A 16000-nucleotide genomic window follows, 5' to 3' on the forward strand; every position below is an offset into this window, starting at 1 on the left:
TACCAAGTGTTGGTAAGTGGCTGCAAAATTACACTTTTTACAAAAATTAACGAGTACCTTTTTAGTTAGATTTAATAACCTTTAAATTTTCTTTGAGATCTTTATTGTTGGGAAACAATTTTACAGCATTATCAAGTATTTTTATCGCTTCAGATTTTTTGTCAGAAACCCCTAGAGTATTAGCTAAACTCATGTAAGTTCTTGGCTCGTTTGGAAATAACTTTGTATTTAGGGTAAAAACTTCAATAGCTTCATCTTTTCGGTCTGTTCTGTACAATAGTGATCCATACGTATTAAGCTCATACATACTTGATACTTTATCTTTATGAGTTTTTAGTAATTTTTTACCTTTCTTTTTTAAGCCTTTGACTCCTTTTTTCTTTAGAATATTATCAATTGCAGTAACAATTTGATAGTTGGGTTTGTAATTGTTTACCGTGATGATATTTTGAATATCTTCTTCTAAAGTTGTAATGGGATGTTCAACTATTCGATTAATTTCTTTTCCATTTTTGTTGAAAATAATGGTAGGTACACGATGGATATTTAAACCAGCTTCTTCGTGTTGTGGACTTTGTTTATACATATTAGGTTCTCTACTTACAGCAATAACGGTAAGTTGATCCATAGGAAAATTACAAGCTTCTAAAACTTTATATAATTTGGGAACTTCTTGTTTACTATCTCCACACCAAGTGCCCATAAAAAAGGTGATATCATAATTTTTTAACTCAGAAGAAATAGAAGAAGTTATGGAAGTGTTAACTTCATATTCGGCATAATTTTTAGAGAACCAAGAGCTGTAATTTTCACCTTCTAAACCAGTTTTATCAATTTTTCCAAGTAAATAAGGGGTTTTTCCGTCCTTTATTATTTCTTGATTGCGTTGTTGTGCATTGCTGTGAAATACGGTTACTAATGTGATTATGATGGTTAAAATGGTCGTTTTCATTTTTGATAATTTTATGATTGATACTGTTTGTCTTCTTGAGCTCAGTTAAAAGGTATTGTATGAAATAGCTATTGACCAAGCTCAATTAGACCGATGAGATATTTAATATTATTTAGAGGCTACTATATTTCCTTTGATTTTTAAGATTTTGTTGCCGCCTTCTGCATTAGAAATAACAGTGACCGTTTTTGTAAAAGCCCCTAATCTTTTGGTGTCGTACTTAATTTCTAGTTCACCTTGATCGCCTGGTTGTATAGGTGCTTTTGAATAACTTGGCACTGTACAGCCACAGCTTGTTTTAACTTTTGTGATAAGCAAAGGAGCATCTCCAGTATTGGTAAATGTGAAAATCCGCTTACCTTCAGCATTTTGAGTTATGGTTCCGTAGTTAATAACTTCAGTTTTAAATTTTAAAATAGCAACTTTTACATCGTATTTGTCAAATTCGGTTGGTGCAGCGTTAAAAAAACTTAGTGCAAAGATTAAAAGAATGCTAATGTTTAATGTTCGTTTCATAATAAATATTTTAAATGATTAATATGAAAACAAACATCTCATATAAAGATGTGAATGTTGAAAAAACAAGGTTGGAAATTGGTACTAGTACCTAGGTTGAATTTTTTAACTATTTGGTAAATAGAGACTTTGCGTCGTTTCTAGATTGCACGTTTAACTTTTTGTAAATGTTATTAGTATGCGTTTTTACCGTGCTTACACTTAAAAAAAGAGATTCAGCAATGTCTTTGTTGGTTTTGTCCATGAGCAAATGCTCTAAAACCACTTGTTCTTGTTTAGATAATTTAGCTTTTAAATCGTCAATTTTAGATTGGTTTCGTTTCCAAAAGTGATATAATAAAAATAGATTTAGAATAATTGATAATCCTAAAAAGGAGTAGAGTATAACATTCCAATTTGATGCTGTTTCTCCATTTGATGCAGCTAACATATAACGATCAGCTTCTAATTCATTAGTATACTGTTTTGTGTATGGTGCATTAGGATAAGTAGTTTCTAATCGTGCTTTTAAATTGTCGTAATATTGGTTTTGTTTCAGGTCTTCAACATAATAGCTATGCAAATCACTACTTCGGTCCGATAAATACGTGTAAATATAAAGTTCTGCTAAAGGCTCATCTAAAGCTTTACCAAAGTATTGAAGGGTTTTAAACCATTTTTTGTTGTTTAGTTTACGGTTGGCCTCACTTCTAAACTCGCCATAGGCAAAACGCATGTCGTTTTTTAGAGAGTCTATTTTTACAAATGCATTTGCTTTAGGATTGTTAGATTCTACTCTGCAAAATACTTGATTTCCAAATGAAAAAGGCAGTTTTAATGTGTCTGTGTTTTTTGCGATAAATAACAGTGCTTCGCTATCGCTACAATGCCCATTAAAGTGATTAACACCTTGTTGAATATCGGAGCATTTATCTACGTGAATACGATAAATACGATTTTCAGTATCTAGCATATTGCCTTTAAACTCAAAAAAGCCTGAGGAATCAGCAGTGGTTTTAGCTATAATTTGTTCAGAATACACACCAGACATTTTTCGGTAATCTTCAACAATAGAAAGGTATACCGCTCTATCCCATTCTTCAGGATTTGTATAGCCCGAAAATGAATATTGCGCTTTACAAATAGAAGAGATACTTAAAAAAACGAAGAGAAGTTTTATTCGCATAAAACGAAACTACATAATTTTATTTTGATTTCAATATCGAGAATTGATAAAAAATGTAACATTTTAAATTAAAGTACGTCTTATAATTACATCAAATCATCAAAACGAATTATGAGTATCTGGCGTGTTATTCTTTCTATTATTTGTCCGCCTTTAGCCGTTTTAGACAAAGGTTGTGGCTCAATTCTTATTACTTTTTTATTGTGGCTCTGCGGTTGGGTACCCGGCGTTATTGCAGCTTTGGTTATTTTGAATAATCCAGAGCGATAAAATCATTACCTTTGCGCTTTAAAAAAAGCAATAAAGTACTGATGAAAAAACTTATTATACTATTGGCTATTGCAGGCTTTCTAACGAGCTGTAGTGTGACCGAATCAATTGTGTTTAATAATGATATGAGCGGAGAATATATTTCGTCTTTTGATATTACTCCAATAATGAATTATGCAAACGAAAACAGGTCTAGGACAAATGAAGCACTGATAAAGGAAGAAAAAGTTGATACCACTGTGGTGTTTAATGATTTGTTTGAAAGCTATAAAGATAGTATTGCTACCCTTTCTGAAACACAGCGTGCTAAATTAGAAAACCTTAGAGGGATGAAGATGAGAGTTCGTATGGATGTAGAAAATGATGTGTTTGATTTTAATATAAAAAAATCATTTAAGGCTGTTTCGGAATTAGAAAATATTAATGAAAAAGTAGACGATGCTATGGGAATAGCTAAGGCTATGGGGAGTAAGGATGCAAATGCTTCTGAAGGACAATTAGATAAACTTACTAAAGTGGATAAGGTGGTTTATACTTTTGAAGACAACACTTTTACCCGTTTTATGCCTAATGCGGTAGTTGAGCAAGAAAAATCTAATGAAGGAGAGACAACAGAAGCTGATGAAAATGATTTTTCAAAACAATTTGAAATGCAATTTGAAGAAATTTTCTCTACATCGTATTATAAACTGGTGTATACGTTTCCAAGAAAAGTAAAGTCTGTTTCTAATAAAAATGCATTGATTTCTGAAGATGGTAAAACAGTAACTTACAAAGTAGGTTGGAGCACGCTTAAAGAGGATGCGACTTCAATGAATTTAAACGTTGTTTTAGAAGATTAAGGTTTGAATAAAACGATACAACTTCAAGATTTAGGCACTAAAGATTTTAAAGCTACTTGGGATTACCAAGAAGAGTTATTTAAAGCTATTTTAGATACTAAGGTGAAAAATAGAAGGGAAGATGCAGGTTTAGAAACCGATAACCACTTTCTTTTTGTAGAGCATCCTCATGTTTATACATTGGGTAAGAGTGGCGATTTATCTAATTTGTTGCTTTCTGAAGCACAATTAGCCGAAAAAGGCGCTACATTTTATAAAATAAACAGAGGCGGAGATATTACTTACCATGGACCAGGTCAAATTGTAGGTTACCCTATTTTAGATTTAGATAATTTCTTTACAGACATCCATAAATACTTACGTCTTTTAGAAGAGGTAATTATACGCACGTTAGCAGAGTATGGTTTGTTAACTGAGCGTAGTCCTGGTGAAACAGGTGTGTGGTTAGATGTAGGCACTCCTTTTGCTAGAAAGATTTGTGCTATGGGAGTGAGAGCAAGCCGCTGGGTTACTATGCATGGATTTGCCTTAAATGTGAACGCCGATTTAGGTTATTTTGATAATATAATTCCTTGTGGTATTAGAGGAAAAGCAGTAACAACTTTAAATAATGAATTAGGTGTTGAAAGGGTAGACGAAGCTGAGGTTAAACGAAAGCTTTTAAAACATTTTAGGTTGCTTTTTGAGGCCGATTTTGTTTAGGTGTCTCATTGCTTGGTTCTAAGTACTATATTATAATATACTGCTATTATGCTTTCTCTGATTGTATTTTCTTTTAGTTCGGATTACACCATACCTGAAATCATCATAGAATAGACTTATTAATAAAATTATTGCGCCAAAGATTAGTGTGTTTAATTTTAAATTTATTCTTGAATAAAGAAATCCGCCAATTATTCCACCCAAAAAGAAGAAACAGATAATATAGATTCGTAGTTTGATAGTTGATTTTATCTTATCTCTATGTGGACGATATACGGAGAATAAAAGTTGAGACAACTCAATTCCTAAATCTGTAAACAGCCCTGTTAAATGGGTGGTTCGTACAATAGCGTTTGATATTTTTGTGACAAAAGAGTTTTGAAGTCCCATTGCAAAAAGAAGCGCACATATAATTAAATCTGGGTATTTTATTTCCGTGATATTGCTTACAATAGCAATTGAAATTAATATAAGACATTCAATAAGTGTTGGTATAACAAAAACATTTAGTTTTTTGTTTTCTTTGAATATCTCAATGAGAAAACTTGATGAAAAAGAGCCAAATAGAAAGGAAAATATATAAAGAAAATAGATTGTTCCTTTCCAGAATTCAAAATTAGCGACATCACTAATAAAAAGTGCAAAATGGCCAGTGACATTTGTTGTTAATTGATTGAAAGCTAAAAAACCAGTTACATTTACAATCCCAGCTACAAATGACAAAATGGTAGCAATTCGCAGATTATGTTTTAATGTTCTGCTTTTGCCTTGGTGTCTAAACATTTTGTTTTCAAATTATTTTGAATAGAATATTATGATAAGTAAAACTAAGACTACTTAAAAGTTTAACCAAGTAAAATTCAATTTTTAAAATTTGTTTTTCTCCTAAAACTCTTAACTAATTATTTCGTTTATCGTTTTAGGGTAAAATGGCCTTGTAAAACCCTGTGTTTGCCACTAAAGTTTTCTGTAAATTCTAAAGTGTACCAGTAGTCAGAAGTAGGTAATACATTTCCATTGTATAAGCCATCCCATCCCACTCCAAAAGGATCTAATTGTATTAATAATTTACCATAACGATTATAAATATGTAAAGTCGCATTATTCTGAAAATGTCTAGACATGCCGCCAGGAATCCAATATTCATTATCAGTGTCGTTATTTGGTGTAAAGAATTTTGGAATACTTATCACTGAAATAGTTTCACTCACAATACCACATTCATTTTTGTCTCTTACATAAACAGTGTGTAAGCCACCTTGTACATTGGTAAAAATATTACTGTCTTGGTAAATGCCATATTCGTCATCTAGAGCGTATTCATAATCACCTTCTCCATCAACATAAACTGTTATAGTGTTAATCTCGCTAGCATCAACAATATCAATACGTTCAATGGTTGCGCTATTAGATGGAACAACCGTAATACTTCGGCTTTTTGAACAACCATCTGTGTCTGTTACAGTAACAGCATAAACACCTATTTCATTTACTTGAATAGTAGATGTGTTTTCTCCTGTGCTCCAATCGTAATAGTAATTACTTGGCGAATCACCTATAATACCACCATAAAGCGTAATAGTACTAGGATAAGAATTTAGGCAATAAATAACGGTTTCATCACTTTTAAGATCAGGCAATGGATGAACAATAAGTGTAACGTCTTCAATTGAGAAACATCCAAAGTCATTTTCAACTCTCGAAAAAATAGTTTGAAAATAGGGTTCTGTATTTGTGTAGGTCAAATTTAGTGGGTTTTGTTGCAATTCAGCATCGTTATAAGTTTTATAGTAAATAACTTCAGTATCTGAAGGTAATCCAGAAATTATTGTTGCATTTGCTAATGATAAATCGAAAGTATTCAGGCCATCTTCAGAATCTAATTCGTCACAAAGCTCAAGCATTACTGTATTAGAATGAATAAAACTGGTTTCTAATGTCAGTTGCGCCACATTATAGCAATGTGTAGTATTATCTTCAATTTTTACGAATAGGGTTTGTGGATTTAAACTATTTATAAATGTTGAATTTTGAATATTTACATTGGTTTCTAAATCGGTTTGAGATAGGAAGAAATAAGTGGAGACATTAGTGTTGTTTCCAGTTAATTGATCGTCGTAATCATGAAGATTGAAGTACATAAAACCATCATTAGTGCCATAGTCATCACATAATAAAATATCTAAATCATAGGCTTCAGGAAGTGGTAATTCAGTAACTTCAATACTAAAAGTATCTGTACAACCATTGCTGTCTATTAGGGTTATGTTATAAATTCCTGCTGTGCTCACCTCAATACTTTGTGTGTTTTCAGACGTACTCCAGTTATAAGATACATAATTTGGACCAACATCTAAAATGACAGAAGTTCCGGCACAAAATGTAGCTTCGGTAAGTGCAGGAGGTGTAATGTGAATGGTTTCTATGTCAAACGATGTAATATTATCGCACTTACCAAGAACAGACACTCTAACAAAAATGGTTTGCGAATTCGGTGTTATATTTTGATGCGTTGTAGGGTTTAATATTTCGTTTTGCTCAAACATCGCATCCAATTGTGAATTGTAATACCTGTAAATAGCTCCAGTTTCTGTAGAAACGATGTTTTCAAAAGTTGTTAAATCAAAATTGGTGAATGTATCCAAATCATCATCACAGGCATTTAAAACAGCGCTAACATTGTTAACAATGGCATCTGCTCTATGACTAACCAAAACGGAAGTAATGTAAGAACAACCTAAACTGTTTTCAACTCTAACAAAAACATCGTGATTGTTGTGTGGAATGGTATAATCTCCTGTTATTTGTGCGTTTTGAGTTTCAGCATTTGTTTGAGACGTATAATATTCAAAAGTTAAACCTGTAACATCAGCTACCACTAAATTGTTTAATTCTGAGAGGTTGAAGGTGTAATTACCATCAAAATCTGTGTCGCAGATAGCATATGTGTTTGGAGAAACAGCAATAAAACTACTATTTAGAGTTAGTTCTGTTGTATTAAAACACTGGGTTGTATTATCTATAACTTTTACAAATAGTGTTTGTGGATTAGTGGTATTGGTAAACGTTGGGTTTTGTTCGTTGATATCAGCATTTAAATCATTTTGAGATAAGTAGAAGTGCGTTGTTACGTTTGTATTGTTGTTTGTTAATTGATTGTCGTAGTCATGAAGGTTAAATGCCATAAAACCATCTGAAATTCCTGTATAATCACATTCTGTAATTGTTGTAGTAATAACTTCTGGAAGTGGAAGTTCTGTAACTACAACATTAAAAGTATCTGTACAACCATTGCTGTCTATTAGAGTAACGCTATACGTTCCTGAGGTGTCAACTTCTATGCTTTGGGTGTTTTCTGAGGTGCTCCAATTATAAGAAACATAATCTGGACCAACATCTAAAATAACAGAAGTTCCTGCGCAAAATGTGGCTTCAGTGAGTGTAGGAGGTGTAATATGAATGGTTTCAATGTCAAACGAAGTAATGTTGTCACATTTGTTAGGTGCAGAAACTCTAACAAAAATGGTCTGTGAATTTGGGTTTATATTTTCATGAGTAGTTGGATTTAATATTTCATTCTGTTCTAAGTTAGCATCATTTTCAGTGTTGTAATATCTAAAAGTAGCGCCGGGTTCTGTTGTTAATTGGCTTTCAAAAGTGGTTAAATCAAAAAACGCATAGGTGTTTAAATCATTATCACAAGCTTCTAAAACGTCAGTAACAACGTCAACAGTTGCAGAGGTTTTTATAGAGATGTTAACTGTGGCAATAGACATACAGCCAAACGGATTAACAACACGAGTATAAATAGTGTGATTATCGTTTGGAATGGCGTAATTAGAGGTGTTAACTATCTCATTGTTTTCGGCTTCTGCATCAACTAGGTTGGTGTAATATGTAAACACTAAACCGGTTTGGTCTTGAATTATTAGAGGATTTAAGTCATTTAAATCTAAGGTGTAAAGCCCATCAAAATCGGTGTCACAAATTGCGTAATGACTATCAACTAATTTAGGTGTTGCTAAAGCTTTTAATACAACTTTGCCAATAGAGAAACAGCCTGTTGCGGCATTGTCAAATCGCACAAAAACATTATCTGTTTCCGAAGCTGTATTATGATTTTCTGGTGTTAAAATTAGAAACGATGGGTTGGCTGTTTGTGCTGCAACTTCATCAGAATAGTAGGTAATGTCAAGTCCAGTTGTATCGGCTAACATATTTGGTATTGCCATTGTTAAATCAAATTCTTCAGTAAGGTTAAAATCATCATCACATTCTGATAATTCTGTGTCTTGAACAGTAATTGGAAATGTAAAATCTAAATCTATTTCTGCAATAGAAAAGCAATCCGTTGCCAGGTTCCTAACTCTTACATAGATAGTTTGCGGTACCGTTGTTATTAAATAATTTGAAGAAATAGGGTTGCTATTATTAATAGCATTAATTTCTGAGGTGAAATATCTAAAATTATGATTTAAAGGGTCAGAAATTATATCTGGATTGCTTAACGTTAAATTGTAGTATTCTTGACCATCTGTGAAATTATCACAGACCGTAACGCTAATGTTATTTACTATTGGTGCGGTTTGTAAATTGAAATTTATTTCTCCAGTAGTAATACAATTATCTGCAGCTTCAAGATTTACAAATAACGTTGTTGTGTCTGTAATAGTTGCTGTTGTAATTGGATTTGTAAAGCTATTTGCATTAGCTAAGGAATTGTAATAGGTTAAATTTACTCCTGTTTGACTTCCTAATATTTCAGAATTAAATTGGGATAAATTTACATTGTTTTCTAGAGTATCATTTTCAAAATCACAAACAATTATTGTATTTGAAATTATTTCAGGAACAGGAATAATTGATAAGTTTATTCGTGCAGTAGCATAGCATGTTGTTACAGCATCGTAGAGCCTAACATAAACCGCTGTATTTGAAGTTACAGAATAAGCTGATGGATTGGCAATTTCTGTAGTTGGGTCACCAACTTGTGCTTCTAATAATGTATGATAATAAGTGTTTGTATAGCTGGTGTGATTGGCGTTTACATTTGGTAAAGCATCATTTAGGTTAAATAATTCTTCATTGTCATTATCGGCGTCACAGGCTTCAATTGTTGCTGTTGCTGTGGTAATCGCTGGATGAAATGTAATAGTAATCGTTGTTTCTGTTGTACAACCATCAGGCGTTGTAACTAAAACATGGATTACTTGGGTTGGTCCAATGATGTTAAATGTTGTGGGATTATTTATAGCAGTACCATTTGTGTATTCATAAGAAAATGTAGCGCCTGTTGCTGGTGTAATTTGGGTTTCATATTGTGTTATATCATGAATTTCTTGGTTGTTGTAATATTCATCACAAATAATAGCTGTTACAGGTGTTAATAATATGGTGGGTTGAAAATCTAAAGTAACTTCTTCAACTGTGAAATCTATTTCAATACCTTCAAAAACTAGAGCAATTCTTGCGTAGATAGTTGTTAAAGTGGTAATATTAATTTCTGTAATTGGATTTGTATTGGTATCTGCTTCGGTTTGTAAGAGATGGTATGTTACTTCCATGTATTGGGCATTGTCATAACCTACAATTAAATCGCTGTCATAATTACCTAAAATAACCAGTTCCTCGATATCGTTGGCGCTATCACAAACTTGAAAAGAACCATTAGCGGTCCCATTAAAACTAACAGTTTCTAATTGTATATCTCCAATGGTAATACATCCTGATGAGGTATTTGTAAAAACAACAAAAACTTCTGTGTCAGGATTTGTAACTGCAAAATTTTCAGGATCAGAAATTAGACTTAGAGGATTTTGAGTTTGAGCACCAATTAAAGTGTCGTAAAATTGATAGGTTATTCCGGTTAAATCGGCGACCATATCTGTAACAGAATTTGTTAAATCGAAAATAGTACCAGAACTTACCTGTGTATCATTTTGTACCGTTACTCCTTCGATATAAATAAAATCAATATTAAAAACTTCAACACAACCAGAACTGGTATATGAACGTACCCAAATACGAGTAATCCCATTTAAATCATAGTATTCTGGATCTATTGGGTTTGTAGCGTGTAAAGGATCAAAAGGATTGGTATTGTTTAGCGCCCAACTTTGGTATAAGTGATAGGAGAAGTTTAAGGTTTCGGTATTATTTGCTTGTACATCTGGTTCGTGTTGTGTTAAATCATAAATGGCGATATTAGAACATAAGGTAACCTCAATAGGGGCAACGATTGGTACAGGTAACAGGTTAATATTAATTTCTTCAACATTAGGACAATTAGATTCTGGCTGTAGTGTTAATCTAACAAAAAATGAATCTCCATTTGCAGCTGTAAAATTAGCGATAGGGTTTATGTTATTATCGGCATCATTTTGAGTGAGATGATAAGATATATTTACCCCAGTTTGCGTACCAATAATTTGATTTGTGTAATTTGAAAGTGTAATAGTTTCAGAATTATCATTTGCGGTATCACATAGCGTTATTTCTGAAAGCTGAGAAGTTGCTATTTCTTCTAAATTGATAAGAAGTGTTCCAACATCAAAACAACCAATACCGCGTTGTAATCTTACAAAAATGGTCTCCGTTGGATTAGTTAATACATATGCATTTGGGTTGGATATAGGTGCTGTTTCTGTTTGTGCATCTGCTAAAGAGTTGTGGTAAGATAGTATCAGTCCTGTTTGCGTGCCAATCATAATAGGCTCGTAAGTTGTTAGGTCTATAATTTCGGTTCCTATGCTATTTATGTCACAAACCACAATTTCATTATCTATAGCCACAGGGTATAGTAAATCTATTTCTATATCTATATTGTCTTGAAGTATAATATCTGGGCCAACACACATATCATAAATAACAGTTGCTGTGTAGTTTGTAGATTGTTCTGGGCAAATAGTGATTTGGTCACCTGTAGAAATTAGGTTGTTGTTTTCATCTCTCCATTGTACAGAAGTTACGGGAACTCCGTTTGGGGAAAATCGCCAAGCTTCATTGGTAGCTGCCCAAATACTCGTGTTTCTATCGGGTGGAGTTGTCGCAATGGTACCATCAATATTTTGAATGCCAATTAGTGCATTTTTTCTATATGATGCTGAAGGGCTTGTTTCACAGTTTATAGGTTTTTCTTTTACATAAACTTCAATGACATTTGAGCCTTCGTAAAGTACAATTTGTGATGTAGATCTACTTGTTTCGCAATTAAAATGATTTAAGTTTTCATAACTAATAACAAAAGCTCTTGTGGGCGCAGTGCCTGTGGTATAGGTTTTTATTTCGCCACATTCGTTTTGAGGCGTGTTTGGGTCGTCTGTACAGCCAAAAACATTATTATCGTTTGTTAAATCATGGTAAGCGCCAAAAATAGCATTTGTTGGCATTGAGGTATTAGGTATGGTGCCCGCAAAAAACGGACTATCAGCTAAAGCGGCATTTGAGTTGAAACTTATAATGCCGTTGTCTCCAATTAGTAATTCGTTGTAACCTTCAGTATAAAAACAAAAATCAAAAGGAATTGGTAAAACAGCACTCCATTTATCATCACCATGAATGTTTACTGTTGTTTCATTAGTTAAGCCGGTTAGAGTATTAAATGGTATAGAGGTTACTTCGTAAGATGTTGTTTCACTTATGATGGTGTAGTTGGCTTCTAAGCTAAAGCACCTATTAGCATCTACGGGATAATCACAATCTACTAAAATATCATCAATGCCTTGACTATCTGTTATCTCAATAAAAGGTGAGCTATTTTGGGCAATTAATGCATAGGGAAATAAAAACAAGAAGAATAAAAACAGCCTTGAATGCATCTAATTGGTTGATATTTAGTTAGGAAGAAACAAGGTTACAAAAAAAAGTGCTTTTATTAGCACTTTTAATCTTCGAGTTATTAAATACAATTAACAATCTTAGTTGCTTTTTGTAGATAGAATATTTAATGTTTTTTTAGGACTACTTTAAACCCTTTAATACATTTAGCTGTCTTTTTATGGATATGATACAAACAAAATAAAGAGGGGTAAATTTAGTACTCATATCAATTTTTATGTTTCGTCGTTAAAAAACACCTTGTAAAAATGCATTTTCTTTTCTTCATCATAACCACGTTCTAAATACTCTGCAGAAGCATCTGGAGCATCAACATCAAGTTTTATTTGGATGTTAGTGTCTAGTTTTATTTCTGTTTTAATCTTTTGTTTTTGTTTTTTTAGCGCGATTTCAGAGACGTCAAACTGGTTTCTAATGAGAACTTTATTGTCAGATTCATAAGTTTTTTTATAATCTTCAAAGAGTTGAATCTTGTCTTCTTCATCAAATACCTCTTCTTTAAAAGTGTCAATATTTACAATTTCATTTTCTTTGAAAAAATCAACGGTTTTAGCTAAAAAATTAGTTTGTTCTTGTCCGCCAAAATTAGGTTGCAATACTTCTTTAGAAAACTCTCTACAAAGTTCTATGCAATTTTTAGTGTGCTGGTTGCTATCGTCTGGGTACTTGATGTTTAGGAAGCTTTTGATCCAGTATTGTGTGTCATAAGTATTGTTGTCTACGCTAAACACAATTTTACCTTCCATGTCGGAAGTATTTAAGATTAAGCATCCTTTATCAACCTTTTTGGCTTGGATGCCTTTTTGAACTAAAATATCGTAGTTATTATCCTCTAAATAGGTCTGAAAAAATTCAGTTTTATTTTCAATTTTGAAGATGCCAATTGCATCTGTAAAATAGTCTTCATATTGTACATTTTCGAAATGACAAATAAGTACATCGCCTGTCTTAATTTGAGCAGAGTTACTTTGCTCATATAGATGACTGACAATATGTTTAGAGATGTCTACAAAATCGACATCGTCTTTAAATAGTTGTTCGCTGTAAGTGTTTATTTCATTGAGGCCAACATCACTATGGTGATGAAAACGATAGCTTTCTGCAACACTAACAAATGGTTTTAAAAGATAAGGCAACATTAAATTATAAGTGGCTTCATCAAAATGCACAATAGCATCTGAAAATGCATTTTTTGTACCATTAAATTTGTTTCCAACTTTGTGGATTATACAACTTTTTAGAGAGGCTTTATGTCTTTTTATCATGAGTAAATAGTTGTCTTAATTTTTAATAATATAAGGCTTCAAAATAGAAGCGGTTTTTATATAAAAAAAAGAGTGGATTTTAGTGTAATTTGTAAACTACAATTGTTTTGTCGTCACTTTGAGTAATGAGCTCTAAACCGCGTTCTCCATCCAATTTTTCTAAAGTAGCACTTGAAGTGCCAAAAACAGGGAAATTTGGAATTGATTTGGCTTGGCTATCAAAGAGGTAAACTTTTTTGGATTGTAAATCTGTTGTGGTAACGTAAATTTTGTCGTTTAGATAAAAAATTCTCGGCTCAGTATATTCGCCGTAATCTAAATCTAGTGTTCGTGATTTAATAATTAATCGATTTTCTCTTAGCGAAACCAACGTTTTACTTGTAGTTGTAATTTTATGATTGTCTGTAAGGTTGAGGTTTTTTGTGGTTAATCTTCCTCTTGTGTCAACCTGTACGAGTTCTCCAAGCGTATTGGTTGTTGTAAATTTATTTTGATATAGATAGATTTCGTTATTTGAAAAACGAATTTTATCTTTCACGTTAATTCTAACTTTACCTTGTCGGTTTAAAACTTGAAGGTTTTCGCCAGCTCCAAAGACAATATAATCCTTAGTTCCTATTCTAAAATGTTTTGGTTGTGAGTTAATATTAGAATCATTGGTTTTGTAGTTAAAACCACTGATGGATTGTCCTTTGGCATTGTACATTAGTAAGTTTTTACCTTGGGTAACTAATAGCCTATAATCCTTCTTTTTGTCGTAATCAAACACCGAAAGTGGTTGTGTAATAGCGTCATTAAATTTTAACGGAAAAGGAGATACGTCTTTGCCATTTCTGTCTAAAACATATAATCGGTTTGGTGTTGCAAAAGCTAACTGTAGTCTGCCGTTTTTGTACATATCTATTTGCTCAACTTGCCCTAAAACTTTGCCCTGTAATTGTTTTTTCCAAAGAATATTGCCAGAACTAGAAAGAAGGTAAAGAACATTATTAATGTCTTGTACTACAATGTCATGAGATTTGGATATGTGATTTTTAACGACTTGAGGCGGTGTTAAAATGGTGGCATCAAGTGAGGATGTAAATGTTTCTGTTACAGAGTTTGAAGCTGCTTTCTTTTTAAATTTTTGAATGACTCCGTTGATGTGTGTGTAGTTATCTTCACGAACAAACTGAACCGCATTAGCATTGTAACCTTTCATTGTTTTACCTAAAATTTCGGAAAGGCCATCAGAATTTTTAAAGACAAATAATGAAGCTTCGTCACTTAAATCGTCATTAATACTTTGAAAAGCATCCGAATTTGCTAATGTGTTGTTGTTTAGCGCGTCAGTTAGAATTGATTTTAAGGTCTCTGTAGAATTGGTAAAAACTATAAAATTATCAAAGACTGAAAAGTAATTGGCATTTTCAAAACTGATAAAAGGCTTTAGATTAGATTGGAAGAAGTTAGGATTGGTAAATTCATATATGTCAATATCTCTAAACGATTCTATATTAGATTTATCTTCAATAGCTTCTAAAATTAAATTTGTATCAAGTGAATGAAGGATTAGAGCATCCTCTATTAAAGCAATCTCGTTGGTGAAATTTAAGAATGTTTCAGAAGCTACTGTTGCTGTGCTGTCTTTTAATTGGTTGTTATTGTCGTTAAAAACTGAAAAATCATTATAGGAAACACTAATCAAAGAATTCGTATTGTGTGGCGCAATAGAAGGGGTGTTAATTTTTTGTGGAATGGTATTTTTAAAACCATCAAGATAGTTGGTACTAGAGTCTTTAGAGGTTAAAATGCCATTGTAATTTAAGCCTTTATCCGTATAGCCAATATCTAAAATTGTAAAGTTAGAATTGTCTTTATTCAAATCTTCTAAAAATAACAATTTAGAATAATTTGGTGTTTTTGATTTAAATAGGATAGAAGCTACCGATTTTTTGTCTGCAGTTTCAATTAATTTACTGAGCTTGGTGTTTTCGTTTTCAGAATTTAGTGTTTTTAAAAGTTCTAAACTATTTGAGCCAGCAAAAGTGTTACCTATAATCTTATGATAAATAACAGAGTCGTTTAATTGTGTCTTTTCAATTTTTAGGTCTGCTAAAGTTTCCGAAATATGATTAGAAATAGAATCTATAACAAATAATGTACTGTCGTTTTCGGTAAGAATTAAATAGTTTGAGTCATTAAGGGAAATATATACCTGTTTTGCGGTATTTAGAGTTTTTAGAATCTGTGAAGCACTTTGTAATTCTGTTGTGTATATGTTAGAGAGGATCTCATTGTTGTCTATACTACTAATAAAATCACTAAGTTCATTAATTTGAATAATGACATTTGTTTCATTAGGAATGAATTTATAAGGTTGTTTGGTTTTGTCGTAGTTTTTTTGGCAAGCCAATACTAAGGTTAACAAAATCAATAAAAAACCAAGTCGCTTCATTAAGATAGAATATTT

Annotated in this window: 10 protein-coding genes; 3 read left to right on the forward strand and 7 right to left on the reverse strand. The window is 32.3% G+C overall.

What is annotated here, in order from left to right:
• Positions 1–61: 61 nt before the first annotated feature.
• From VDP25_RS13835 to VDP25_RS13845, 3 genes are all read right to left on the reverse strand, one after another.
• Positions 62–952: a hypothetical protein gene (locus VDP25_RS13835; RefSeq protein ID WP_334470749.1), complete on the reverse strand. Its 891-nt coding sequence runs from the start codon at positions 950–952 to the stop codon at positions 62–64.
• Between the two features lie 108 nt (positions 953–1060).
• Positions 1061–1468, reverse strand: a complete 408-nt coding sequence (locus VDP25_RS13840; RefSeq protein ID WP_334470751.1) for a DUF1573 domain-containing protein — start codon at positions 1466–1468, stop codon at positions 1061–1063.
• 109 nt (positions 1469–1577) lie between these two features.
• Positions 1578–2633, reverse strand: coding sequence for a response regulator transcription factor (locus tag VDP25_RS13845; RefSeq protein ID WP_334470753.1), 1056 nt, complete (start codon positions 2631–2633; stop codon positions 1578–1580).
• Positions 2634–2744: 111 nt separating this feature from the next.
• Here VDP25_RS13845 and VDP25_RS13850 point away from each other — a divergent pair, with 111 nt between their 5' ends.
• The 3 genes from VDP25_RS13850 to lipB are packed head-to-tail and all read left to right on the forward strand — an operon-like array spanning position 2745 to position 4447.
• The gene (locus VDP25_RS13850; RefSeq protein WP_092446701.1) at positions 2745–2903 is read left to right on the forward strand and encodes a YqaE/Pmp3 family membrane protein; all 159 of its coding nucleotides are present in this window, start codon (positions 2745–2747) and stop codon (positions 2901–2903) included.
• Positions 2904–2944: 41 nt separating this feature from the next.
• Entirely contained in the window at positions 2945–3745 is an 801-nt protein-coding gene (locus VDP25_RS13855) for a hypothetical protein (protein WP_334470756.1), read from the forward strand.
• 3 nt (positions 3746–3748) lie between these two features.
• The gene (lipB, locus tag VDP25_RS13860) at positions 3749–4447 is read left to right on the forward strand and encodes a lipoyl(octanoyl) transferase LipB (protein WP_334470758.1); all 699 of its coding nucleotides are present in this window, start codon (positions 3749–3751) and stop codon (positions 4445–4447) included.
• A gap of 30 nt (positions 4448–4477) precedes the next feature.
• Here lipB and VDP25_RS13865 read toward each other — a convergent pair whose 3' ends face one another.
• From VDP25_RS13865 to VDP25_RS13880, 4 genes are all read right to left on the reverse strand, one after another.
• Positions 4478–5230: a YoaK family protein gene (locus tag VDP25_RS13865; protein ID WP_334470759.1), complete on the reverse strand. Its 753-nt coding sequence runs from the start codon at positions 5228–5230 to the stop codon at positions 4478–4480.
• Between the two features lie 128 nt (positions 5231–5358).
• Positions 5359–12264 carry a T9SS type B sorting domain-containing protein gene (locus VDP25_RS13870; protein WP_334470760.1) on the reverse strand — a complete coding sequence of 2302 codons (6906 nt, stop codon included), beginning with the start codon at positions 12262–12264 and terminating at the stop codon, positions 5359–5361.
• A gap of 234 nt (positions 12265–12498) precedes the next feature.
• On the reverse strand, positions 12499–13548 hold the full coding sequence (locus VDP25_RS13875) for a nucleoid-associated protein (RefSeq protein WP_334470761.1): 1050 nt from the start codon (positions 13546–13548) through the stop codon (positions 12499–12501).
• Between the two features lie 79 nt (positions 13549–13627).
• Positions 13628–15985: a ribonuclease HII gene (locus VDP25_RS13880; RefSeq protein ID WP_334470762.1), complete on the reverse strand. Its 2358-nt coding sequence runs from the start codon at positions 15983–15985 to the stop codon at positions 13628–13630.
• Between the last annotated feature and the right edge of the window lie 15 nt (positions 15986–16000).

The sequence above is a fragment of the Winogradskyella sp. ECml5-4 genome (assembly GCF_036903175.1).
Classification (GTDB): domain Bacteria; phylum Bacteroidota; class Bacteroidia; order Flavobacteriales; family Flavobacteriaceae; genus Winogradskyella; species Winogradskyella damuponensis.

Coding starts and splice junctions, on each gene's coding strand:
- VDP25_RS13835 (WP_334470749.1), bottom strand. CDS start 952: ATGAAAACGACCATTTTAACCATCATAATCACATTAGTAACCGTATTT.
- VDP25_RS13840 (WP_334470751.1), bottom strand. CDS start 1,468: ATGAAACGAACATTAAACATTAGCATTCTTTTAATCTTTGCACTAAGT.
- VDP25_RS13845 (WP_334470753.1), bottom strand. CDS start 2,633: ATGCGAATAAAACTTCTCTTCGTTTTTTTAAGTATCTCTTCTATTTGT.
- VDP25_RS13850 (WP_092446701.1), top strand. CDS start 2,745: ATGAGTATCTGGCGTGTTATTCTTTCTATTATTTGTCCGCCTTTAGCC.
- VDP25_RS13855 (WP_334470756.1), top strand. CDS start 2,945: ATGAAAAAACTTATTATACTATTGGCTATTGCAGGCTTTCTAACGAGC.
- VDP25_RS13865 (WP_334470759.1), bottom strand. CDS start 5,230: ATGTTTAGACACCAAGGCAAAAGCAGAACATTAAAACATAATCTGCGA.
- VDP25_RS13870 (WP_334470760.1), bottom strand. CDS start 12,264: ATGCATTCAAGGCTGTTTTTATTCTTCTTGTTTTTATTTCCCTATGCA.
- VDP25_RS13875 (WP_334470761.1), bottom strand. CDS start 13,548: ATGATAAAAAGACATAAAGCCTCTCTAAAAAGTTGTATAATCCACAAA.
- VDP25_RS13880 (WP_334470762.1), bottom strand. CDS start 15,985: ATGAAGCGACTTGGTTTTTTATTGATTTTGTTAACCTTAGTATTGGCT.